The 20243-nt window shown below is 70.6% G+C and carries 22 protein-coding genes; 12 read left to right on the plus strand and 10 right to left on the minus strand.

What is annotated here, in order from left to right:
* Positions 1-3: 3 nt before the first annotated feature.
* Together HDA40_RS39425 and HDA40_RS39430 are read right to left on the minus strand one after the other, a co-directional pair.
* A complete protein-coding gene (locus HDA40_RS39425; RefSeq protein WP_253763181.1) occupies positions 4-2673 on the minus strand; it encodes a bifunctional acetate--CoA ligase family protein/GNAT family N-acetyltransferase in 2670 nt (889 codons plus the stop codon).
* Positions 2674-2796: 123 nt separating this feature from the next.
* Positions 2797-4329, minus strand: a complete 1533-nt coding sequence (locus HDA40_RS39430) for an MFS transporter (protein WP_253763182.1) — start codon at positions 4327-4329, stop codon at positions 2797-2799.
* 106 nt (positions 4330-4435) lie between these two features.
* On the opposite strand from HDA40_RS39430, the gene HDA40_RS39435 reads away from it, so the two are divergent.
* Positions 4436-5197 (plus strand): TetR/AcrR family transcriptional regulator, encoded by a 762-nt coding sequence (locus HDA40_RS39435; RefSeq protein WP_253763183.1) that lies wholly within the window; start codon positions 4436-4438, stop codon positions 5195-5197.
* Positions 5198-5307: 110 nt separating this feature from the next.
* Positions 5308-5943 carry a DUF899 domain-containing protein gene (locus HDA40_RS39440; RefSeq protein ID WP_253763184.1) on the plus strand — a complete coding sequence of 212 codons (636 nt, stop codon included), beginning with the start codon at positions 5308-5310 and terminating at the stop codon, positions 5941-5943.
* Between the two features lie 18 nt (positions 5944-5961).
* On the opposite strand, the gene HDA40_RS39445 is transcribed toward HDA40_RS39440, so the two are convergent.
* Both HDA40_RS39445 and HDA40_RS39450 read right to left on the minus strand, forming a co-directional pair.
* Positions 5962-6357 carry a hypothetical protein gene (locus HDA40_RS39445; RefSeq protein WP_253763185.1) on the minus strand — a complete coding sequence of 132 codons (396 nt, stop codon included), beginning with the start codon at positions 6355-6357 and terminating at the stop codon, positions 5962-5964.
* 50 nt (positions 6358-6407) lie between these two features.
* Positions 6408-6914, minus strand: coding sequence for an NUDIX domain-containing protein (locus HDA40_RS39450; protein ID WP_253763186.1), 507 nt, complete (start codon positions 6912-6914; stop codon positions 6408-6410).
* Positions 6915-7049: 135 nt separating this feature from the next.
* Between HDA40_RS39450 and HDA40_RS39455 the strand changes: the two genes are divergently transcribed.
* Positions 7050-7376: an ArsR/SmtB family transcription factor gene (locus tag HDA40_RS39455; protein WP_253763187.1), complete on the plus strand. Its 327-nt coding sequence runs from the start codon at positions 7050-7052 to the stop codon at positions 7374-7376.
* Entirely contained in the window at positions 7373-7927 is a 555-nt protein-coding gene (locus tag HDA40_RS39460; RefSeq protein WP_253763188.1) for an SRPBCC domain-containing protein, read from the plus strand. The genes HDA40_RS39455 and HDA40_RS39460 overlap by 4 nt, the downstream gene beginning before the upstream one ends.
* Before the next feature lie 95 nt (positions 7928-8022).
* Here HDA40_RS39460 and HDA40_RS39465 read toward each other — a convergent pair whose 3' ends face one another.
* From HDA40_RS39465 to HDA40_RS39475, 3 genes are read right to left on the minus strand one after another with little or no spacing between them, the layout of a single operon-like run.
* Entirely contained in the window at positions 8023-9054 is a 1032-nt protein-coding gene (locus HDA40_RS39465) for an ABC transporter substrate-binding protein (protein ID WP_253763189.1), read from the minus strand.
* A 27-nt stretch (positions 9055-9081) separates the two neighbouring features.
* A complete protein-coding gene (locus HDA40_RS39470; RefSeq protein ID WP_253763190.1) occupies positions 9082-9912 on the minus strand; it encodes an ABC transporter permease in 831 nt (276 codons plus the stop codon).
* Positions 9905-10714 (minus strand): ABC transporter ATP-binding protein, encoded by an 810-nt coding sequence (locus HDA40_RS39475; RefSeq protein WP_253763191.1) that lies wholly within the window; start codon positions 10712-10714, stop codon positions 9905-9907. Before HDA40_RS39475 ends, HDA40_RS39470 begins: the two co-directional genes overlap by 8 nt.
* A gap of 121 nt (positions 10715-10835) precedes the next feature.
* On the opposite strand from HDA40_RS39475, the gene HDA40_RS39480 reads away from it, so the two are divergent.
* Positions 10836-12422: a sensor histidine kinase gene (locus HDA40_RS39480; RefSeq protein ID WP_253763192.1), complete on the plus strand. Its 1587-nt coding sequence runs from the start codon at positions 10836-10838 to the stop codon at positions 12420-12422.
* Positions 12419-13093: a response regulator gene (locus tag HDA40_RS39485; protein WP_253763193.1), complete on the plus strand. Its 675-nt coding sequence runs from the start codon at positions 12419-12421 to the stop codon at positions 13091-13093. The genes HDA40_RS39480 and HDA40_RS39485 overlap by 4 nt, the downstream gene beginning before the upstream one ends.
* Before the next feature lie 9 nt (positions 13094-13102).
* On the opposite strand, the gene HDA40_RS39490 is transcribed toward HDA40_RS39485, so the two are convergent.
* Complete coding sequence (locus tag HDA40_RS39490) at positions 13103-13474, minus strand: hypothetical protein (protein WP_253763194.1); 372 nt, start codon at positions 13472-13474, stop codon at positions 13103-13105.
* A 110-nt stretch (positions 13475-13584) separates the two neighbouring features.
* On the opposite strand from HDA40_RS39490, the gene HDA40_RS39495 reads away from it, so the two are divergent.
* The 5 genes from HDA40_RS39495 (at position 13585) to HDA40_RS39515 (ending at position 17827) form a co-directional block, all read left to right on the plus strand.
* Positions 13585-14745, plus strand: a complete 1161-nt coding sequence (locus tag HDA40_RS39495; RefSeq protein ID WP_253763195.1) for a sensor histidine kinase — start codon at positions 13585-13587, stop codon at positions 14743-14745.
* Positions 14742-15368 (plus strand): response regulator, encoded by a 627-nt coding sequence (locus tag HDA40_RS39500; RefSeq protein ID WP_253763953.1) that lies wholly within the window; start codon positions 14742-14744, stop codon positions 15366-15368. Before HDA40_RS39495 ends, HDA40_RS39500 begins: the two co-directional genes overlap by 4 nt.
* Positions 15369-15444: 76 nt before the next feature.
* Positions 15445-15768 (plus strand): WXG100 family type VII secretion target, encoded by a 324-nt coding sequence (locus tag HDA40_RS39505; protein WP_253763196.1) that lies wholly within the window; start codon positions 15445-15447, stop codon positions 15766-15768.
* Positions 15765-17324: an alpha/beta hydrolase gene (locus HDA40_RS39510; RefSeq protein WP_253763197.1), complete on the plus strand. Its 1560-nt coding sequence runs from the start codon at positions 15765-15767 to the stop codon at positions 17322-17324. Before HDA40_RS39505 ends, HDA40_RS39510 begins: the two co-directional genes overlap by 4 nt.
* Positions 17321-17827 carry a hypothetical protein gene (locus tag HDA40_RS39515; protein ID WP_253763198.1) on the plus strand — a complete coding sequence of 169 codons (507 nt, stop codon included), beginning with the start codon at positions 17321-17323 and terminating at the stop codon, positions 17825-17827. Before HDA40_RS39510 ends, HDA40_RS39515 begins: the two co-directional genes overlap by 4 nt.
* Positions 17828-17842: 15 nt before the next feature.
* Here HDA40_RS39515 and HDA40_RS39520 read toward each other — a convergent pair whose 3' ends face one another.
* The gene (locus HDA40_RS39520; RefSeq protein ID WP_253763199.1) at positions 17843-18907 is read right to left on the minus strand and encodes an endonuclease/exonuclease/phosphatase family protein; all 1065 of its coding nucleotides are present in this window, start codon (positions 18905-18907) and stop codon (positions 17843-17845) included.
* A gap of 138 nt (positions 18908-19045) precedes the next feature.
* Positions 19046-19249, minus strand: a complete 204-nt coding sequence (locus HDA40_RS39525; protein WP_253763200.1) for a cold-shock protein — start codon at positions 19247-19249, stop codon at positions 19046-19048.
* Positions 19250-19365: 116 nt separating this feature from the next.
* On the opposite strand from HDA40_RS39525, the gene HDA40_RS39530 reads away from it, so the two are divergent.
* Positions 19366-20091, plus strand: coding sequence for a class I SAM-dependent methyltransferase (locus HDA40_RS39530; protein ID WP_253763201.1), 726 nt, complete (start codon positions 19366-19368; stop codon positions 20089-20091).
* The last annotated feature ends 152 nt before the right edge of the window (positions 20092-20243 follow it).

A 20243-nucleotide genomic window follows, 5' to 3' on the forward strand; every position in this document is an offset into this window, starting at 1 on the left:
CGGTCAGCGCAGCCGGAACACATAAGGATCCGGTTCGTCGCCCACCGCCGCCAGGCGCAGTTTCGCGTCGACCACCACGAGCCCGTCCGGTCCGGCGATGACCGGATTCAGGTCCAGTTCCGCGATCTGCGGCAGGTCTTGGGCGATTCGGCCCAGCCGGTGGACCAGCTCCTCGACCGCCGCGGTGTCCACGCCGGGGGCGCCGCGATAACCGGTGAGCAGCCGCGCGCCGCGCAACGACCGCCACATCCGTGCTCCGTCCCGGTCCGACAGCGGCGTCAGCCGGTAGACCCGGTCGCCCAGGAGGTCGGTGAGCACGCCGCCCAGGCCGAGCATCACCAGCGAGCCGAACAGCGGGTCGTGCACGACGCCCGCCGCCAGCTCCACCGGTCCGCGGGCCATCGGCTGCACGAGCACCTGCGGTCGCGCGACGTCCAGCGCCGTGCCGATCATGTGGTACGCCTGACGCACTGCCTCGGCGTCGGTCAGGTCGAGGCGCACCGCCCCGACGTCGGTCTTGTGCACCAGTTCGGGGACCGCTGATTTCACCGCGACCGGGTAGCCCAACCGGTTCGCCGCCGCCACGGCCTCATCCGCCGTCACCGCGACCGCGTGATCGATCTGCGTGATGCCGTAGCAGCGCAGCAGTTCGGCGGTCACGTCGGCCGGCTGCCAGCCGTCGGCGGCCGTCGCCACGACGGCTTGGGCGGTCACCGGGTCGATCCGGTCCAGAATGGGCGGCCCGCCGAGCGGCTCCCGGCGCCAGGCGGCGTACCGGGCGGCGTGCCCGAGGGCGCGGATGGCGCGCTCCGGCAGGTCGTACGCCGGCCGCTCGGGGCAGGCGCCCACGTGGGAGACGTCCCACCGGCCGATGACGACTCCGGCGGCGGGCAGGTCCGGATGCGTGTCGAAGACCTCGCCGGCGGCGGCCAGCATCCCGGGCACGTCGTTGGCGCGGGTCGCGGCGACCACGACGACGATGGCGTCGACCTCACCGGATTCGGCGAACGCGGTCAGCGCCGCTTGCAGCGTCTGCGGCGTCGCCTCCGCGCCCAGATCGAGCGGATTCTGCGCCGAACCGCCCAGCCGGGCCGCCAACCGCGGGCTCACGGCCGGGACGTCTAGACCGGCGGCGTCGGCCGCGTCCACGGCCAGGACGTTGACCCCGCCGGCGTTGCCGACCACCGCGATCCGGTTGCCGGCCGGTAGCGGCTGGTCGACCAGCATCCGCGCGGCGTCGATGAGCTCGCCGAGGTCGTCGCACCGGACCACCCCGGCCTGGGCGAACAAGCTGTCCACCGCCACCTCCGGAGCGGCCGCCGCCGCGGTGTGCGAAGCGCCGGCGCGTTGCCCGGCCGCCGACCGGCCGCTCTTGACCGCCAGCACCGGCTTGCGCCGGCCCAGGTCGCGGACGAGACGGGCGAACCGGCGCGGGTTGCCGAACGACTCCAGATACAGCGCGACCGCCTTCGTCGCCGGATCGTCATGCCAGTACGCCAGCAAGTCGTTGCCGCTGATGTCGGCCTTGTTCCCCAGGGAGACGAACGACGACACCCCGCATCCGCAGCGGGCCAGATGGTCGAGCAGGCTGATGCCGACCGCCCCGGACTGCGACGCGACACCGAGCGCGCCCGGCACCGGCGGCGCGCCCGCGAACGTCGCGTTCAGGCGTACGGCGCGATCGGTGTTGAGCAGGCCGACGCAGTTCGGACCGAGCAGCCGCATGCTGTGTTCGCGCGCGATGCGTACCGCTTCGTCCTGCAGTGCCTGCCCGGCCGGTCCGGCCTCGCCGAAGCCGGCGCTCAGCACGATCGCCGCGCGTACGCCTGACTCGCCGGCCTCCCGCAGTGCCGCCGGCACCGCAGCGGCCGGTACCGCGATGATCGCGAGATCGACCAGGTCGGGAAGTCTGCGCAGCGAGGGGACGGACGGGATCCCGGCGACGCTGTCCGCGTGCGGGTTCACCGCGAACAGGATGCCGTTGAAGCCGTACTCGGCCAGCGCCCGGAGGGTTTCGTGGCCGACGCCGCCCGGAGTGCGGCTCGCGCCGACGACCGCGACCGAGCGTGGGGTGAGCAGCGGGCGCAGCGACAGCCGTTCGGCGGTGCGATTACGCAGATCGGCCGCGCTGACCGCGGCGGCCTGTGCCCTGGCGGGCAGCCCGACGTCCACGACCTCGGCCAGCGCGTCGGTGCGCGCGTGCGCGGCCATGTCGCGGGCGACGCGCAGCATCGAGAAGTTCGCGGGCATCACCTCGCCGGACAACTCGGTGACGCCGTTGGCCTCGGCCTGGGCGGCGAGGTGCTCGAGGAGGACGGTGCCGATCCCGCGGCCGCGCTCGTCCTCGGCGACGAAGACGGCGAACTCGGCCGCCGCCGCGGTGGGGCCACGCTCGTACGACGCGACGCCGACGACACGACCGGCTTCCGCCGCGACGAGCACCCCGTGTTCGGCCGAGGCGGGGCGGGTGAGCCGCGCGACCTCGGCCGTGATGACCGCCGGACCCGGGACCGCGAAGAACCGCAACCGCAGCGCGTCGACCGAACTCGCCCCGAACATCGTCGCCAAGGCGGTGGCGTCAGCTTCGTCCGCCGGGCGAATCCGCACGATCCGCCCGTCGGCCAGCAGCGCGTCGACCCCGGCCAGCGTGGGGCGGTCGGCGTAAATCGTCATGATCCCAGCTTCGGCAGCCGCGCGTACCGCAGGAAGTGCCGCTCAGCACCCCCGGCTGGGACCTTCGTCCCACGGGACGAGCGCGGTGCCGTGCTCCCGGAGCCGGAGCACGGCACCGGAACATCAGACCTTGGCGAGTTCGCGTTCCGCCGACGGCTGGGCGATCGCCGTCTGACGCAGGCAGACGAGCGCCGCGACGGCGGCCACCAGCATGATCGCCGCGCTCGTCCACACCGCGGTGTGCATGCTGGCGACGAACGCCGCACGCGCGGATCGCAGCAGGTCCGACGCCTCGGCCGAGGGCAAGCCAGCAGCGGTGGCGACGGCGCCGCCCATGGTTTCCCGCGCGGCGGCCGGGACGTCGTCGCTGAGCTGGGCGCGATAGACCGCGGTCGCGACGCTGCCGAGGATCGCGATGCCCAACGCGCCGCCGAACTCGGTCGCGGTCTCCATCAGGGCCGACGACGCTCCGGCCCGCTCGGCGGGGACGGCACCGACCGCGAGTTCCGTGGCGGTGGACAGCACCACGACGACGCCGGCCACGTAGAGCGTGGACCCGACCAGCCAAAGCCACAGGCCGGACTCGACCGGGACCGCGCTGAGCACAGCGAACCCGCCGGCGGCGACCAGGAAACCCGCAGCGATGATCTTGGCTCGGTCCACTCCGCGCCGGGCCAGCGTGGCAGCGATCGGGGCAGCCGCGCCGACCCCGGCGGACGGCACGAGGCTCCACAGCGCACCCTCGAGCGGACTCATTCCGAGCACCAACTGCAGGTACTGAGTGGACAGGACCGCGAAACCGATCATCGCGACCGCCGCGAGCAGGCTGACCAGCACCGACCCGGCGAACGCCCGGCGGCGCAGGATGGCCAGGTCCAGCATCGGATCCGGGCGGCGTCGCTGACGCCGGAGGAACACCACCGCGATCGCCAGACCCGCGACGATGGCGGCGGCCCTGGTCATGTCGACACCGTGCGCGGCGATCTCCTTGACGCCCCAGATGACCGGCAGGACGGCCGCGATCGAGAGCAGGGCGCTGGCGAGGTCGAACCGGCCGGGGAAGGCGGCCCGATACTCGGGCAGCAGGATCGGCGCGAGCAAGAGCAGCAGGACCATCGCGGGCACGTTGATGAGGAAGACCGAGCCCCACCAGAAGTGTTCGAGCAGCAGGCCGCTGACGATCGGACCGAGGGCGATGCCGCTGGTCATCACTCCGGTCCAGACGGCGATCGCGGTGGAGCGCTGCTTCTCGTCGTGGAACATGTTGCGGATCAGGGCGAGAGTGGAGGGCATCAGGGTCGCCCCGGCGATGCCGAGGATCGCCCGCGCGCCGATCAGCATCGAAGCGCTGCTGGAGTACGCGGCCAGCGCGGACGCGGCGCTGAACCCGAGCGCTCCGATCAGCAGCAGGCGTCGGCGGCCCATCCGGTCGCCGAGCGCCCCCATGGTGATCAGGAGCGCGGCGAGCACGAACCCGTAGATGTCGAAGATCCAGAGCTGTTCGGTGCTGCTCGGCGCGAGATCGCGGCTGATGAACGGCACGGTGAAGTACAGGACCGAGACGTCCATCGAGACCAGCAGCAGCGGCAGGATCAGCACGGCGAGCCCGATCCACTCCCGCCGGCCCGCTCGGGGCGGCGCCATGGTGTCTTGCACGGTTTCCTCCAGATACGACGAGTACTGCGTAAGGCTTACGCGTTACTGTTTAAGTCTTACGCAGTACTAGGATGAGCGTCAAGCCCCAAAGAAGAAGGCAGCGTCGATGACCGAGATCAGCAGCCCGGTGCCCAGCGCCTTACAGGCAGCCTGGGGCCTCCGGGAACGGCCCACCAAAGGCCCGAAACCGACCCTGACCGCCGACCGCATCGTCACGGTGGCCATCGACATCGCCCGCGCCGAGGGTTATCCCGCGGTCTCCATGCCTCGGATCGCCAACGAACTGTCGTCCTCCGCGATGGCGCTCTACCGCTACGTCGCCAACAAGGACGAACTCGTCCTGCTGATGATGGAGGCGGCCGTCGGCGAGCCGCCGGAGCCGAAAGCGCCGGGCGAGACGTGGCGAGCCGCGATCGAGCGATGGGCGTACGCGACGGCCGCGATGTTCCGCGAGCACCCGTGGTTCATGCAGGTCCCGGTCGCCGCTCCGCCTGCCACACCACGGCAGCTCGCCTGGATGGAGACTGGCCTCAGCGCCCTGACCGACACCGGTCTGGCGGAGACGGAGAAACTGTCGCTGCTCATGCTGATCAACGGCTACATCCGCTACGACGCCCTGATCCGCGGGCAGATGATCGAAGCGGCGCGGGCCAGCGGGCAGAGCTTCGAAACGGTGATCGCCGACTTCAGCGCCGTGCTGCGGCACCTGGTGCAGGCCGACCGATTCCCGTTGCTGCGGCAGGCGATCGACGCCGGCGCGATGGATCAGCCCGACGACCCGAACGCCGACTTCGCCTTCGGGCTCGCCCGAATCCTGGACGGCATCGCCGTCTTCATCGAGACCCGCGGCCACGCCGCGACGCCATAGTCAGACGCTTCAACGCAGGTTCTTCTCCGCCGGCTGTCGAATTCCGCTTCCCCGTTCGACATGTAGACGAGTACGCCGGATGGCGGCGTACCGGGCGAAGGGAAGCGCACATGAGCCAGGCTTGGCCGGCGAAGCCGGCGATCGTCACCGCCGACGAGTGGCAGAAACTGCGGTCGGAACTGCTCGCCGCGGAGAAGCAGGCGACCCGCGAACTGGACGCCCTCGCCGCCCGGCGACGCCGGCTGCCGATGGCCGAGTTCGACACCGGATACACCTTCGCCACCCCGGACGGCCCGCGTACGCTGCTGGACCTGTTCGACGGCCGGTCACAGCTCGCGTTGTACCAGTTCATGGACCGGGGGCCGGACGAGTTCTGCCAGGGCTGCACCGCCTTCGCGGCCAACATTCCGGAGGCGGGGCCGGAGCGACTGGCCGCCCGCGACGTCACCTGGGTCATGGCGTCGGACATGCCGTTGCCCCAGATCCAGGCGTACCGGGAGCGGATGGGCTGGACCATGCCGTTCGTGTCCTCGCACGGCACGACGTTCACCCGCGACTGCGGAGTGGGCGGAGGTTTCCTGCTGAGTGTCTTCCTTCGTGACGGCGACCAGGTCTACCGCACCTACACCACGACCTCGCGCGGGGTCGACCGGCTCCTGTGGGTGCACAGCATCCTCGACCTGACCCCGTACGGGCGGCAGCAAGCCTGGGAGGACTCGCCCGAAGGCTGGCCGCAGACCTACTGACGGCTGAGCTGCCGGTCGCTAGGAAACAAGCGCCTGCGCTGTGGCTCGGTCGATGGCGACAGATGTCTCGCTGGTCGCGCAGTTGACCAGGATTCCGTCGCCATCGGCGCTGCCTGCTGCCATCTGGAGCAGGACTTCACCGGACAGCCCGGCGTTGAATTGCGGCCCATAGGTACGCAGGAAGATCTCGGGGTCGGCGTAGGCCAGGATTCGCGTCCGGCCGCCGTGCTGGGTGGACCCGACGGTCATATCTCCTCCGGCGACGAAGCCGCCTCGCCCGTCCGGGACGGGGGTGCCGTTCATCATCACACCGACCGTCGAGACGCGAAACACCGCCAGAAATCGGTCGTACGCGTCCGGGACCGACCCGGCGACGAGGTCACTGATGGCGTCGGAAAGCGGCGTCTGGCTCATGCGCCGGAACGATAGCGGGTCCTCACGGGTGTGTGCGCACTCGGAATCTGCTAGAGGCCGAGGTGGACCGGCTGGTCCGGTGCCCCCGCGGTGAGCAGCGCCGTCAAGGGTGTCGTGAGGTCGCGGGGCGAGAACAGCTCAGCTCCCGTATGACCGGCGATCTCCGAGAGCCGCCACCACCGGAACGCGCCCAGGTTCTCCTCTGCTGCGAGGTGGTCGTCGGTCAGCTCGCCGCGGGGCTGGAAGTGGTTCGTGCGGATGAGGAAGTAGTCGTTGACGAGGCCGTCGAAGCCCGGTGCCTGGTCGACGGCAACGATTTCCTGGTGCCAAACGTGCGGCGGGTCGGCGGTGATCACCAGCCCGGTCTCTTCCCGCAGTTCACGGCGCAACGCCGTCAGCCGGTCCTCACCGGGTTCGATGCCGCCGCCGGGGGCCGCCCAGACGGCCTTGGCCTGCGCCGGCACCGCCGGGTGTGGAAAGTCGAATCGGCAAAGCAGGACGCGGTCGTCCTCGTCCAGGATGATCGCGCGGACGGCGCGCCGCAGCTTCAGTGTCATGGCAGGTCAAACCCGGTGGCGAGGCGGACGATGATCGGCATCGACGCAGACTATCAGCCGCCGAAGGGACCCTTTCCATCCGCCTAGCTGTATGTACCTTGACGGTTACGTAACCAAGTTGGTACGTTCACATACATGGAAGCAGCATTGCGGGCACTGGCCGATCCGAGCCGGCGGGCGATGGTCGAGCGGATGGCTCGCGGTCCGGTCACGGTCGGAGAACTGGACGCGATGCTGGCGATCGCGCGGCCGGGAGTGTCCCGGCATCTGCGAGTGCTGCGGGAGGCGGGACTCGTCGACGTACGCCAGGACGCGCAACGCCGGGTCTACAGCCTCCGGCCCCAGCCGCTCGCCGAGATCGACGAATGGCTCGCCTCCTATCGGTCGCTGTGGGAGCAGCGGCTGGACGCCCTGCATAGCGAGATCGCCCGAGGGAAACGTCAGCGAAGGAGCGCTTCATGACCGACAACACGCGCACAGACGTCCGCGTACTGGGCAGCCTCCGGTCGTCGGCTGGCCGGGGTGTCGTCCGCATCGAGGACCGCTACGACACCGACATCGACGACCTCTGGTCGGCGGTCACCCAACCCGAGCGGCTGGCCCGCTGGTGGGGACGTGTGGAAGGCGATCTCCGTCCAGGTGGGGAGATCCGGCTGTTCGTCACCTCCGCCGGACTGGAGTCGGTGGGTCGCGTGGAGATTTGCGAACCGCCACAGCGACTCCGGGTGATCAGCCGGGAGACCGAGGAGAGCCGGGCTGCCGGCGGCCCGGACGCGCCGCCGGCCTTCGACTCCGTCACAGAGGTGGCACTGACCGCGGACGGCGACCACACCATCCTGGTCATCGAAGTCTCGGGGCTGCCGTTGGACAAGGTCGCCTTCTACGGGGCGGGATGGCAGATCCACGCCGAGAACCTGGCCGCGTACGTGACCGGGCGCGAGCGTGGCGACGAACAAGCACGGTGGGGCGAACTCGTCCCTTCCTATCAGGACCTCGCGGCTCATCTGGCGTGACACCCGCGATCGGCGAAGTAGTGGCTGGACGTCTGGGTGCACGGTGAACGCGCGCGGGGAGGACGCCGTCCTCCCCGCGCGCGTTGTGGATCGGATCAGCCGGCGGCCTTGACGAAGTCCGTGGTGAAGGTCTTGCTCAGGTCGATCGATCCGGCCTTCTGCACGTCGGGGTTGGACTCCTTGAGCACGTCGAGCACGGTCTGCGGACCGTCGGCCGGCATGACGCCGTCGGCGGTGAACATGCCCTTGGAGTCGTTGATCGACTGCTCGTAGAGCTTCACGTCGCTACCGGCGTAGTCGGCGGGCATCTTCGCGGCGATCTCGGCGGCGGTGTGGGTGTTGATGAACGCCAGCGTCTTGACGAACGCGGTGGCCAGCTTCTGGATCGCTTCCTTGTGGGCGGCCACGTAGTCACACGGCATGTAGAGCGACGCGCCCGGGTAGAGCCCGCCGAGGGCGGCCTTGGTGCCCTCCTCGGTACGCAGGTCGATGATGACCTTGCCCTTGCCGGTGCTGACCAGCTTGGCGATCGTCGGGTCGGTGGTCATCCCGGCGTCGATGCCGCCGTTGTCGATGGCGGCGATGAAGGTGGCGCCCGCGCCCGCCTTGACCGTGGTGTACTGCGACTTCTGGACGCCGTTGCGGACGGCCAGCGCTTGGGTGAGCATGTCGGTCGAGGAGCCGGGGCTGGTCACGCCGAGCTTCTTGCCCGCGAAGTCCTTGGCTGAGGACAGCGTCGCGGCTTTGCTCGTCGCGACGACCTCCGCCTCGCCGGGCACGTCGGCGAACTGCACGACGCTCTCGACGCACTTGCCCTTGGCCTGCAGGTGGACGGTGTGGTCGTAGAAGCCGACGACGCCGTCCACCTGACCGGCCAGCATCATCGTCTCGGCGTCCGCGCCGGACGGTTCGCTCTTGAGGTCGACGGTGATGCCGGCGTCCTTGAAATAGCCGAGCTGCTCGGTCAGCTTGGCCGGCAGGTAGATCACCTTGTCCAGACCGCCGACCATGATCGTGATCTTGTCGGTGGAGCCGCTGCCCGACTGAGCCGCCGGCGACTGGCCCCGGCAGGCCGACAGTCCCAGGACCAGCGCCGGGAGGGCCAGCAGTGCGATTGATTTACGCATGGCGAATCCTTTGTGAGAGAGGGGGGATCAGCGAGGTTGCCAGCGGGTGAGCCGGCGCTCGACGAGGGTGAGGACCGCCTCGGCCAGCAGCGCCAGCGCGGTCATGATGATCATGGCGGCGTAGATGCCGGCCGAGTCGAAGGTGCCCTGCGAGTGGGCGATGAGCATGCCGAGGCCCTTGTCGGCCCCGGTGTACTCGCCGACGATCGCGCCGATCAACGCGAACCCGAACGCGGTGTGCAGGCTGGCGAGGATCCAGGAGGTTGCGCTGGGCAGCACGACGGTACGCATCATCTGCAGCCGGGACGCGCCGAGGATGCGGCTGTTGTCGTCGATGACCTTCGGTACTTCCCGGGCGCCCTGGAAGGCGTTGAAGAAGACGCCGAAGAAGACCAGCACGAACGCGGTCGCCACCTTCGAACTCATGCCGAAGCCGAACCAGATGACGAACAGCGAGGCCAGCACGATCCGGGGGATGGCGTTGGCGGCCTTGATGAACGGCGCGAGCACGTCGGACAGGAACCGGGACCGCCCCAGGACGACGCCGAGGAGCACGCCGACGATCGCGCCGAGGGCGAACCCGTACACCGCCTCCTGGAGGGTGTAGCTGATCTGGAGCCAGATGCTGCCGTAGGAGGTGCCCTCGGTGAACCAGTCGACCAGCTTCTGCCCGATCAGACTCGGCTTGGAGTAGAAGAACGGGTCGATCCAGTAGGTCCCGGCGATCTCCCACGACCCGAGCCACAACGCGACCAGGAGTACGCGGCCGGCGTACACGGTCCAGCGGCGGTCCTTCGGGGTTCGGATGGTGATCTCGGCGGCGCGGCTGTCCGCCAGTGCGATGCCGATGTCAGCCACGGCGGGCACCCCTTTCGCGGGCGATCTCGACTTCTTCGCGCAACGAGTTCCAGACCTCGCGGTAGAGGTCGAGGAACGCCGGGTCGAGCCGGATGGCCTCGACGTCGCGCGGGCGGGGCAGCGTCACCGGGACGATCGACTTCACGGTGGCGGGGGCGGCGGTCATCACCACGACCCGGTCGGCCAGCGCGATCGCCTCGGTCAGGTCGTGGGTGACGAAGACGACCGCGGCGCCGGTCCCGGCCCACAGCCGCAGCAGTTCGGCCTGCATCAGCTCCCGGGTCTGCACGTCGAGCGCGCCGAACGGCTCGTCCATGAGCAGGATCTCCGGCTCGGTGATCAACGTCTGGGCCATCGCGACCCGTTTGCGCATGCCGCCGGACAACTGATGCGGGTAGTACTTCTCGAAGCCGCCCAGGCCGACCCGATCGATCCACTCCCGGGCCCGCTCGCGCGCCTGTGCCTTGGGCACCCCGCGATACCGCAGGCCGAGGGCCACGTTGTCGACGACCGTCCGCCACGGCAGCGTCGCGTCCTGCTGGAACATGTAGCCGACCTTGCCGGGGAGGCCGGTGACCGGCGTACCGGCGACGGCGACCTCGCCCGCGCTGGCCGGTTCCAGCCCGGAGATCAGCGCCAGCGTGGTGGACTTGCCGCAGCCGGTCGGGCCGACCACGGTGACGAACTCGCCCGGCGCGACGTCGAGGGTGACCTCGCGCATGGCGGTGAAGGTGCCGCCCCCGGCCGCGGGGAACACCTTGGTCGCCCGTTGCAGCCGGATGGCGGATGTGGTCTGGGTCATAGCGGCAGACCGTAGAGGTGACCGAAAGGTTTCCGCGCGGTTTCGTCCATTGCGCGGCCAAGTTACGTAGATGGCGTTCTGCGCATTCTGCTCACCGCGTTTTCCCAGGTAGTTTGACGGCATGAGCCGCCGCCCCCTCCGCCTGGCCACGCAGACGATGCTGCTGCAGGTGGTCGTGGTCGCCATCGTGGCGGCGGCCGGCTTCGCCCTCGCCGTGCTGCTGCTGCGGTATGAGATCGAGGAGCAGTACAAGGAGCGGGTGCTCGCGATCGCGCGGTCGGTCGCGCAGGAACCCGGGCTCGGCGATCAGGTCCGCACCGGCCGGCCCGACGTCGACGGGCCGGTCCAGGCCTACGCCGAGCGGGTCCGGGAGGCGACCGAGGCCTTGTTCGTCGTGATCACCGACGCCGACGGCATCCGCTTCTCGCACAAGGAACCGGACCGCATCGGCCAGCGGGTCAGCACCGATCCGACCGGTCCGCTCCAGGGCAGCGAGCAAGCCAATATCGAGCGCGGCACGCTCGGCCTGTCCGCGCGCGGCAAGGTGCCGCTGCGTGACTCGACCGGCGCCATCGTGGGCGAGGTCAGCGTCGGCATCCACGCCGATCAAATCGGCGACCGCCTCGACCAGATCCTCCCTGGGGCCATCGGCTTCACCGTCCTCTCGCTCGCCGTCGGGGTCGGCGGAGCAGCCCTGCTCGCGGTCCGGCTCAAGCGGCGCACCCTCGGCCTCGAGCCTGCCGATCTGGCTGATCTGGTACGCGAACAGGTCGCCGTCCTCGAAGGCGTACGCGACGGGGTGCTGGCCGTCGACGTCGCCGGCCGGGTAGGGGTGTGCACCGAACAGGCCGCCAAGCTGCTGACTCAGCCGGTCACCCCGGGATCACCGGCCACCGACGAGATCCGTGCCCTCCTCGAGGACCGGTCGTCGCTGACCAGCGGGCTGCGGATGCTCGGCGAACGGGTGGTGGTGGTGACCCGGCGGCCGGTGCAGCGCGGCGGCCAGGATCTCGGCACCGTGCTGACGCTGCGCGACCACACCAACCTCGACGACATGGCCCGCGAGCTGGAGGCGACCCGTGCGTTGACGGATGCGCTGCGGGCGCAGGCGCACGAGCACACCAACCGGCTGCACACCCTCGACGGGTTGCTGCAACTGGGCGAGGTCGACCGGGCGCGGGCGTACATGCGGGAGCTGTCGGCGACCGAGGCGGCCGGGGCGCCGCCGGGCGAGGTCGGCGACCCGTACCTGGACGGGCTGCTCGCGGCGAAGAGCGCCGTCGCCTCCGAAGCCGGGGTGAGCCTTCGGCTGGGGGAGGACACCTGGGTTCCCGGTCGGCTGACCTCGCCGCTGGACGTCGTCACCGTGTTGGGCAACCTGGTGGACAACGCGATCCGGGCGGCGGCGATGGGCGTACGCCAGCCGGGGTGGGTCGAGGTCAGCCTGCTCGCCCACGACGGCGACCTGCACGTCTACGTCGCCGACAGCGGGGACGGGGTGACGCTGCCGGATCCGTTCGCGCCGGGAGTGTCCACGAAGGACTCACCGGGCAGCGGGCTGGGACTGGCCCTGGCTCGCCGCACCGCTCGTCACCACGGCGGCGACGTACGCCTGGGCCCGCCCGGCGAGGAAGGTGGCGCGGTCTTCGTCGCCGAGCTGCCCGGCGTGCTCAGCCCGGCCGCCGCGCTGGCCTGGGAGGCGTCGTGATCGGCGTACTCGTCGTCGACGACGACTTCCGGGTGGCGGCGCTGCATTCGTCCTTCGTGGACAAGGTGCCGGGATTCGGCTCGGTGGGCGTCGCCCACACGGCCGCCGCCGCGGTCGCCGATTGTGAGCGGCTGCGCCCCGAGCTGGTGCTGCTCGACCAGTATCTGCCCGACGGTCTGGGCACCGGGATCGTCCGGCGGCTCGACGCCGACGTCATCATGCTCACCGCCGCCGGCGACGCCGGCTCCGTTCGCTCCGCGTTGTCGACCGGGGCGCTCAACTATCTGGTGAAGCCGTTCACCGCCGCCCAGCTCTGGGAACGGCTCTTGGCGTACGCCCGATTCCGCGGCCATCTGGCCGGGGACCGCGACCTGGACCAGGCCGAGATCGACCGGGCGGTGGCCATGCTGCACGACGCGGACGCGCCCACGGGCGCGCTGCCGAAGGGCCGGTCGGCGGTGACCGCGCAGCGCATCCTCGAGGCGCTGCGCGCCGCGCCGGGACCGGTCACGGCGATCGACGTGGCCGACGTGACCGGTGTCTCCCGGGCGACCGCGCAGCGGTATCTCGCGGATCTCGCGCACAGCGGGCGGATCGAGCTGAATCTGCGGTACGGATCGACCGGCCGTCCGGAGCATCTCTACCGCTGGCGTGGTGGCCGAACCGCCTGACGCGGCGGATCAGGCTTCCTGCGGTTCGAGTTCGGCGAAGGCGCGCGGGCTGCGCAGGAACACCGTCAGCAGCAGTACGCCGCAGACGGCCTGCTCGATGCGAAGCCAGCCGGGGAACAGTCCCGGCAGGGCCACGATGACGACGATGGCCACCGTCATGACGCCGGACAGGATGCGCAGCCGCTTCAGCGCCGGTCGTGACCCTCTCGCGGCGCGGGCCGCGAAGTAGGTGATGGCCAGGGCGCTGAGGACGACGAGGAAGGTACGCACCCAGACGGCGTCGGTGACGATGTCGGTGTGGCCGCGCAGTGCGATGACCGCGGCGAAGGTGAGGATGCTGAGGCCGAGGTAGCCGGCCGCGAGGAGTCTGACGGTACGCATGCCGAAAAGGCTCCCGGTTTCGGCCGTCGTGGTCTTCGGCGTGGGAGTGGAGCTTGTTCTCCACCCCCGGTTGGAGGCGGCCTCCCCGGTGATCGTCGTAAGGTCGATCCGTGTCCACGCCAGCCGCCTTCGACGGCTCCCAGCTCCAACGGGAGCCGGTGATGCGCTGGCTGCGGCTGCTGGTGCCGGTGGTGCTGCTCGTCGTGATCTGGAGCGTCGCCACCTCCACTCCCACCCCGGGCCTGGACGTGGTGGGCCTGGCGTTCGCCCTGTTCGTCGTCGCCAGTGCCGGCGTCGTGGCGACCCTCTGGCGGGCGAGGCCGGTTCCGCTGGTGTTCGCGGTGGGACTGCTGGCCGCGTCGGGCGCCTTGACGTGGCTGCAATCAGGCGCCGCGATCGCCGGGATCTTCGTCGGGGTCTCGATGCTGGCGCCGCGCCTGCGCGGCCGGGCCTCGGTTCTCCTGGCGGTGCTGGCCCTGGTCTCGCTCGGGTTGCTCGCGACGACCCTGCTGCACCGGTCGGTCGCCGAGAGCCTGCTGAACGCGGTGATGATCGGCGCCTTCTACGGCATGTTCTTCCTCGCGCTGCGGCTGCGGGAGGCCCATCGTCGTACGCAGCAGTTGCTCGCCGAGCTGGAGGAGAGCCGGGCGGCGGAGGCACGCGCCGCCGGGCTGGCCGAGCGGGAGCGGCTGGCCCGCGAGATGCACGACGTCCTCGCGCATTCACTGTCCGGTCTCATCCTCCAGTTGGAAGGCGCGCGGATGCTGGCCGCCGAGGACGCCGCCGATCCACGGCTGCCGCACGCCGTCGAACGTGCGCATCACCTGGCGAAATCGGGGCTGGACGAGGCACGCCGGGCGATCGGGATGCTGCGCGGCGACGAACTGCCCGGCCCCGAAGGGCTCGGCGGGCTGGCCGCCGGTTTCACCGAAGCGCATGGGATCACCTGCCGATACACGGTCTCCGGTGCGGCGTACGCGCTCGGCGCGGAAGCGCGGGTCGCCGTCTTCCGGGTGGCCCAGGAATCGCTGACCAACGTCACGCGCCACGCCCAGCCGGAACGGGTCGAGATGACGCTGGCGTACGAGGAGCGGCTGACCCGTCTCGTGGTCGAGGACTTCGGCGTTCCACCGCCGGCCGACGCGACGCCCAAACCCGGCGAGGGCTACGGGCTGACCGGGATGCGGGAACGCGCCGAGCTGCTCGGCGGCTCGCTGATCACCGGCCCGACGGCGACCGGATTCCGGGTCGAGTTGGGGGTGCCGGCCTGATGCGCGTCCTGATCGCCGACGATCAACGGGTGGTCCGCGAGGGCCTGGCCCTGGTGCTCGGGCTGCTGCCCGACGTCGAGGTCGTCGGATCGGCGGCCGACGGGGACGAGGCGGTGGCGCTGGTCGCCGAGCTGCGTCCGGACATCGTGCTGATGGATCTGCGCATGCCGCGCTGCGACGGCGTCGAGGCCACCCGGCGGCTGCGGGCGGCGTACCCGGAGGTCAAGGTCGTGGTGCTCACGACCTATTCCGACGACCGTTCGGTGCTGGAGGCGTTGCGTGCCGGAGCGCGCGGCTATCTCACGAAGGACGCCGGCGGGCAGGAGATCCACGAGGCGCTGCGGCGCGTCCACGACAATCAGGCGGTCCTGGATCCGGCCGTCCAGCACCACCTGGTGTCGGCGGTGTCCGCGCCGTCGCCGGGTTCGCTGACGCCCCGGGAGACCGAAGTCCTCACGCTCATCGCCGAAGGGCTGTCCAACACCGAGATCGCCACGCGGCTGTTCGTCACCGAGGCGACGGTGAAGACCCACATCAACCACCTGCTCGCCAAGATCGGCGTACGCGATCGGGCCCAGGCGGTCGGGTACGCGTACCAGCAGGGGCTGATCTCCGCGCCCTGACCGGTATGGCGACTAGGTCTCTCGGGTTATCCACAGGGGATGGTGATCTTCGATGTGACCGCCTACGGTCTGGCTCATGATCGTGAACGGAGATCGGTCCGCCGCCGAGGTCCGGGTCTCCCCGGAGGTGCTGCGATCGGCGGCCGCCAGCACGACCGAGCTGGCCGGGCAGGCGAAGAGCGCGCTGCGCGACGTGTCCGACGACATGGCGTACGCCGCCGGCGCGTTGCGGGACTGGTCGACCGGCCGGGCGCTGACCGAGCTGATGGACCTCTGGGATCGTGAGGAGACGGCGTTCGGCGGGCAGCTGACCGGCTTGGCCGACGGGCTGCAGAAGTCGGCGGACAACTACGCGCACGCCGACGCCGCGAGCGCGGCGGACTTCGGGACGCTGCGATGACCGGCGGCTTCGTCGAGCTGCGCGACACCCGGTTCGTCGCGCTCGGTCAGGCCGCCGACGCGTGGCAGGCGTACGGGCGGCAGGCGGCCGCGCTGGAGGACCGGTCGGTGCAGACCCTCATCGGGCCGCTGCGCCGCTCGGGCTGGGCCGGCCCGGCCGCCTCGGCCGCCCTTCCGCAGGCGGACACCGTCGACGACCAGTTCGAGATCCGAGCCCGGACCGCGCGGCTGATCGACGTCGTCCTGGACGAGGCGTCGTCGCGCTTCGCCCAGCTTCAGTCGGCGCTGCACGACGAGGTCGAAGCGGCCCGGACCGCGGGGTTCCGCGTCGGCGAGGACGGCGTCGCCCGGCCCGCCCATGACGAGGACGGCTCGGCCGCCGACGCGTGGACCGACCGGATCGCGGCGGTCGTGAAACGGGCGGGACAGCTCGACGACCAGGTGGCCGGCGTACTGGCCGGGTTGCGCCCCGACGGGCAGGGCAAGACCGGTGCCGACGACTGGAACCGGATGTCCGACGCGGCCGAAGACGTCGCCGTCTGGCTCGGCGTCGACCCCAAACGCGTGCCCCCGCCCGGTAGCAGCCCGCAGCGGGTCGCCGACTGGTGGAAGGGCCTGAGCGACCAGCAGCGGCAGCTCTACCTCGACGCGTACCCGCAGGTGGTCGGCAACCTCGACGGGCTGCCCGCCACCGACCGCGACACCGCCAACCGGCTGGCTCTGCGCTCGCACCTGGCCGAGCTGACCACGGGTGACGGCGACGAGCGCGACCTCGAACGCAGCCGGCGGCTGCTCGACCGGCTCGAACGCAACGAATACGGCGACCCGAACGAGCAGCTGTTCCTGCTCGGCATCGACAACTCCGGGGACGGCCGGGCGATCGTGGCCGTCGGCAATCCCGACGACGCGGCCAACACCTGCGTGCTCGTGCCCGGCGTGGGGACGACACTGGACGGCATGACCGGCGAGATCGACCGCGCCACCACCATGCAGCGAGGCGCGTACGCGCAAGCCGTCGGCACCGGCGAAAGCGTCAGCGTCATCGCCTGGCTCGGCTACGACGCCCCGGAAGCCGACTGGTCGGCGATCAGCCACAAGCGTGCCGAGGCCGGCGCCCCGCTGCTCGACGGATTCGTCGACGGCCTGCACGTCACACACGGCAACGGCTCGGCCCACACCAGCGTGCTCGGCCACAGCTACGGCAGCACCGTCGTCGGCAACGCCGCGCACGACGGCAACGGCCTGGCCGCCGACGACATCATCACCGCCGGCAGCCCCGGCATGGACGTCAACACCGTGGCCGACCTGCAGATCGACCCGCAGCACGTGTGGGCCGGCGCGGCCGAGAACGACCCGATCGCCGGCCCGCTGGGCAGCATCTGGGGCATCCACGACAACGAGCCGACCGACCCCAGCTTCGGGGCCAACCGATTCCACGTCGACACCTCCGGCCACAGCGGCTACTGGGCCGCCGACAGCCAGAGCCTGGCCAACATCAGCCGGGTCGTCATCGGCGACTACGACCATGTCACCCTCGACCACGGTCACGCGCCGTGACCGCCCTCGTGGGCCGAACCCTCACCGCCCTGACCGTCATGATCACTCTGGCCGCCTGCACCACGAAGGACGACACGATGCCCACCGTGCCCACCGCCACCCTCGCCGACACGCAGGCCCAGGTGCAGAGCCGGCTGACCACGATCGTCGCCGCGCTCGCCGTGGCGGCCCCGGCGGCCGGTCACGACCCCACCCAGGCCAAGATCGGACCCGCGCCGTGCGGCGGCAGCGGGCCCGAATACCAGGTCACCGCCACCGACAGCGTCCTGCTCGACGGGGCACAGCACCGCGTCGCGCTCGCGGCTCTGCGCGACCAGCTCACCAGCCACGGGTACGCCGTCAGCAGCAGCCATGATTTCGGCGACGGCGTCGGCGGTGAACTCAACCTGCGCGACGAGGCCGGATACACCGCCACCGTCAGCAGCGGCAAAGGCAACCACGGGCTCGCCGTCATCGTGGTCTCCCCGTGCTACCGGACACCCGACGGCGACTATCCCGGTTGAGCGATCCCACGGGGTTCACCAGCTGATCCCGGCCGCCACCGGAAGATGATCGCTGCTGGTGGCCGGCAGAACCCAGGAGGCCGTCGGCTTCAAGCCTCTGACCAGGATCTGATCGATCCGCACCACCGGGAACGCCGCCGGCCAGCTGAAGCCGAAGCCGTCGCCGGCGCTGGTCTGGGCCGAGGTCATCTGCGCGGTGACTCCGGCGAAGGCACGGTCGTCCACGGTGCCGTTCATGTCTGCGAGCAACATCACCCGCGGGTTCTGCTCGGCAGCGAGGGCCGCACCGAGCGCCTGCGCGTTCCTGTCCCGCGAGTCCGTCGAGAAACCCACCTCGGGTGTCACCCGCGCGGATCCCAGGTGAGCCACATACACCGCCAGCGGACCATGGTCGGTGACGACCGTGGCACGGAGCGCCCGCAGGTAGGTCAGCGTGACCTCGGCCGGCTTCGTGCTCGCCAGCGGCCCGGCATCCTGCTGGGTGTCGACCGGCTGCACGTCCGACAGCGGCAGCTTGCTCCACAGCCCGACGGTCCCCAGCACCTCATGATGCGGGTACGCCTCCGCCAGCCCCCGCTCGTACGTGCCCAGGTCCTGCTCGGTCAGCTCGACCAGGGCCAGCACGTCCACCCCGGTGGCGGCCAGCTCGCGGGCGGTGCCGGCCGGGTCGGGATTCTCCGCGCCGACGTTGTGCTCGGCCACCGTGAGGTCGCTGCCGGGGTGGGATTTGTCGCCGAGCAGTGGGCCGAAGAGGCTCAGCCACACCACGACGGGCAGCAGCAACGCGGCCAGGGCGGAGGCGGATCGGCGCCACAACGCCCCGGCCAGCAGCACCGGAACGAACGCGCCCAGCCAGGGCAGGAAGGTCTCCACCAGGCTGCCGATGTTCCCGACCCGATTGGGGACTTGCCCGTGCAGCAGCAGGAGCAGGCCCAGCAACAGGGCCAGGGCGGCGAGCACCAGGCCGCGCTTCCACGGTCCCGGCCGGAGGACGGCGCGGATGCGCGTTTGCCAGGTCACCGAGCCGGCCTCGCGGCGGCCGATGTCCTGCCTGGTCTGTGCCGTGTCCACCTGCGTCATGGGGACCACTTCAGCAGCCGGCGTGTTACCAGGGTGTGAGCGATCACCGTGACCGGACGCGGGCTTGACCTGCCCTCATGACGCGCCGTGAGGCAAAAGTCGCGGGGCCGGCCTCGGCCGGCCCCGCGACGATCTATGCTAAATGGCGGTGACGTTGTCCGCCTGCGGGCCCTTCTGTCCTTGCTTGACCTCGAACTGGACCTTCTGGCCCTCGTCGAGCTGCCGGTAGCCACTGCTGGCAATGGCTGAGTAGTGCACGAAAACGTCAGGGCCGCCGTCGTCCTGCTGGATGAAGCCGAACCCCTTGTCGGCGTTGAACCACTTCACGGTTCCCGTTGCCATGTGCCGTCTCCCATTCGGGTGCGGAATTTAGACCTGCGAAAGAGAACGAAGGCCGTATCACTTTGACCAGTCCGCACCCGTCCACCGTAGCCCCACATCGAGTCGAAGGGGGCATCGTGTCCGACATAATCATCCCAGTTGAGATCCAGAGCCCGGCCACCGCACGGCAATTCCTCAGCGGAATGTTCGCCGACGCCTCGGCCGAGGACCCCACCGGAGACCAGCTCGTCTTCACCCCAGTGGCGCTGGTCCCGGAGATCAGCCTCTACCTGGCCGTCGACGCCATCCTGTTCTGGGCGCGGCTGGAGGCGGCGGCGAAGATGCCGCTGCCCGCACCGTTCTGGGCGTCCGCCTGGGCAGGTGGGCAGGCCGTCGCCCGCTACCTCCTCGACAACCCCGAGGCGGTCCGCGGCCAGTCGGTACTGGACATCGGCTCCGGCTCCGGGCTGGCCGCCATCGCCGCCGCCCGCGCCGGCGCCCACGTCGTGGCCAACGACATCGATCCGCTCGCCGTGGCGTCGATCAGCGTCAACGCCGAGGCCAACGCCACCGAGGTGACGCCGCACCTGGGCGACATGCTGGGTGGGACCGGCTACGAGGCCGACGTCGTCCTGGTCGGCGACGCGTTCTACAACGAGGAGATCGCCGCGGTCCTCCTGCCGTACCTGCGGCGGGTGCTGGCCGCCGGCGGGCGGGTCCTCATCGGCGACCCCGGCCGCGGCTACCGGCCCGAGCAGGGCATGGACCTGCTGGCGACCTATCGCCACCCGGACATCGGCACCTTCGGCGACTCCAATCTCGACGAGGTCCAGGTCTTCGAACTCCGCCCCGACCTGGCCTAGACCGCTACGCCGCCGGACCCGGCAGCCCAAGCCTGCTCTGCCGGCTACGCGGGCTCTGGCGGCCACGCGGGCTCTGCTGGCTACGCGGGCGGATCAGGGATCTGGGTCGAATCACGGTCCAAGATTCGACCCAGATCCCTGATCTCGTTTCA

The sequence above is a fragment of the Hamadaea flava genome (assembly GCF_024172085.1).
In the GTDB taxonomy this organism is placed as follows: Bacteria; Actinomycetota; Actinomycetes; order Mycobacteriales; family Micromonosporaceae; genus Hamadaea; species Hamadaea flava.

What these genes read in the sequence shown, in the direction of transcription:
- HDA40_RS39455 (WP_253763187.1), top strand. Translation starts at nt 7,050, where the DNA reads ATGGAAGCAGCATTGCGGGCACTGGCCGATCCGAGCCGGCGGGCGATG.
- HDA40_RS39465 (WP_253763189.1), bottom strand. Translation starts at nt 9,054, where the DNA reads ATGCGTAAATCAATCGCACTGCTGGCCCTCCCGGCGCTGGTCCTGGGA.
- HDA40_RS39510 (WP_253763197.1), top strand. Translation starts at nt 15,765, where the DNA reads ATGACCGGCGGCTTCGTCGAGCTGCGCGACACCCGGTTCGTCGCGCTC.
- HDA40_RS39435 (WP_253763183.1), top strand. Translation starts at nt 4,436, where the DNA reads ATGACCGAGATCAGCAGCCCGGTGCCCAGCGCCTTACAGGCAGCCTGG.
- HDA40_RS39520 (WP_253763199.1), bottom strand. Translation starts at nt 18,907, where the DNA reads ATGACGCAGGTGGACACGGCACAGACCAGGCAGGACATCGGCCGCCGC.
- HDA40_RS39440 (WP_253763184.1), top strand. Translation starts at nt 5,308, where the DNA reads ATGAGCCAGGCTTGGCCGGCGAAGCCGGCGATCGTCACCGCCGACGAG.
- HDA40_RS39450 (WP_253763186.1), bottom strand. Translation starts at nt 6,914, where the DNA reads ATGACACTGAAGCTGCGGCGCGCCGTCCGCGCGATCATCCTGGACGAG.
- HDA40_RS39475 (WP_253763191.1), bottom strand. Translation starts at nt 10,714, where the DNA reads ATGACCCAGACCACATCCGCCATCCGGCTGCAACGGGCGACCAAGGTG.
- HDA40_RS39445 (WP_253763185.1), bottom strand. Translation starts at nt 6,357, where the DNA reads ATGAGCCAGACGCCGCTTTCCGACGCCATCAGTGACCTCGTCGCCGGG.
- HDA40_RS39425 (WP_253763181.1), bottom strand. Translation starts at nt 2,673, where the DNA reads ATGACGATTTACGCCGACCGCCCCACGCTGGCCGGGGTCGACGCGCTG.
- HDA40_RS39525 (WP_253763200.1), bottom strand. Translation starts at nt 19,249, where the DNA reads ATGGCAACGGGAACCGTGAAGTGGTTCAACGCCGACAAGGGGTTCGGC.
- HDA40_RS39480 (WP_253763192.1), top strand. Translation starts at nt 10,836, where the DNA reads ATGAGCCGCCGCCCCCTCCGCCTGGCCACGCAGACGATGCTGCTGCAG.
- HDA40_RS39490 (WP_253763194.1), bottom strand. Translation starts at nt 13,474, where the DNA reads ATGCGTACCGTCAGACTCCTCGCGGCCGGCTACCTCGGCCTCAGCATC.
- HDA40_RS39505 (WP_253763196.1), top strand. Translation starts at nt 15,445, where the DNA reads ATGATCGTGAACGGAGATCGGTCCGCCGCCGAGGTCCGGGTCTCCCCG.
- HDA40_RS39460 (WP_253763188.1), top strand. Translation starts at nt 7,373, where the DNA reads ATGACCGACAACACGCGCACAGACGTCCGCGTACTGGGCAGCCTCCGG.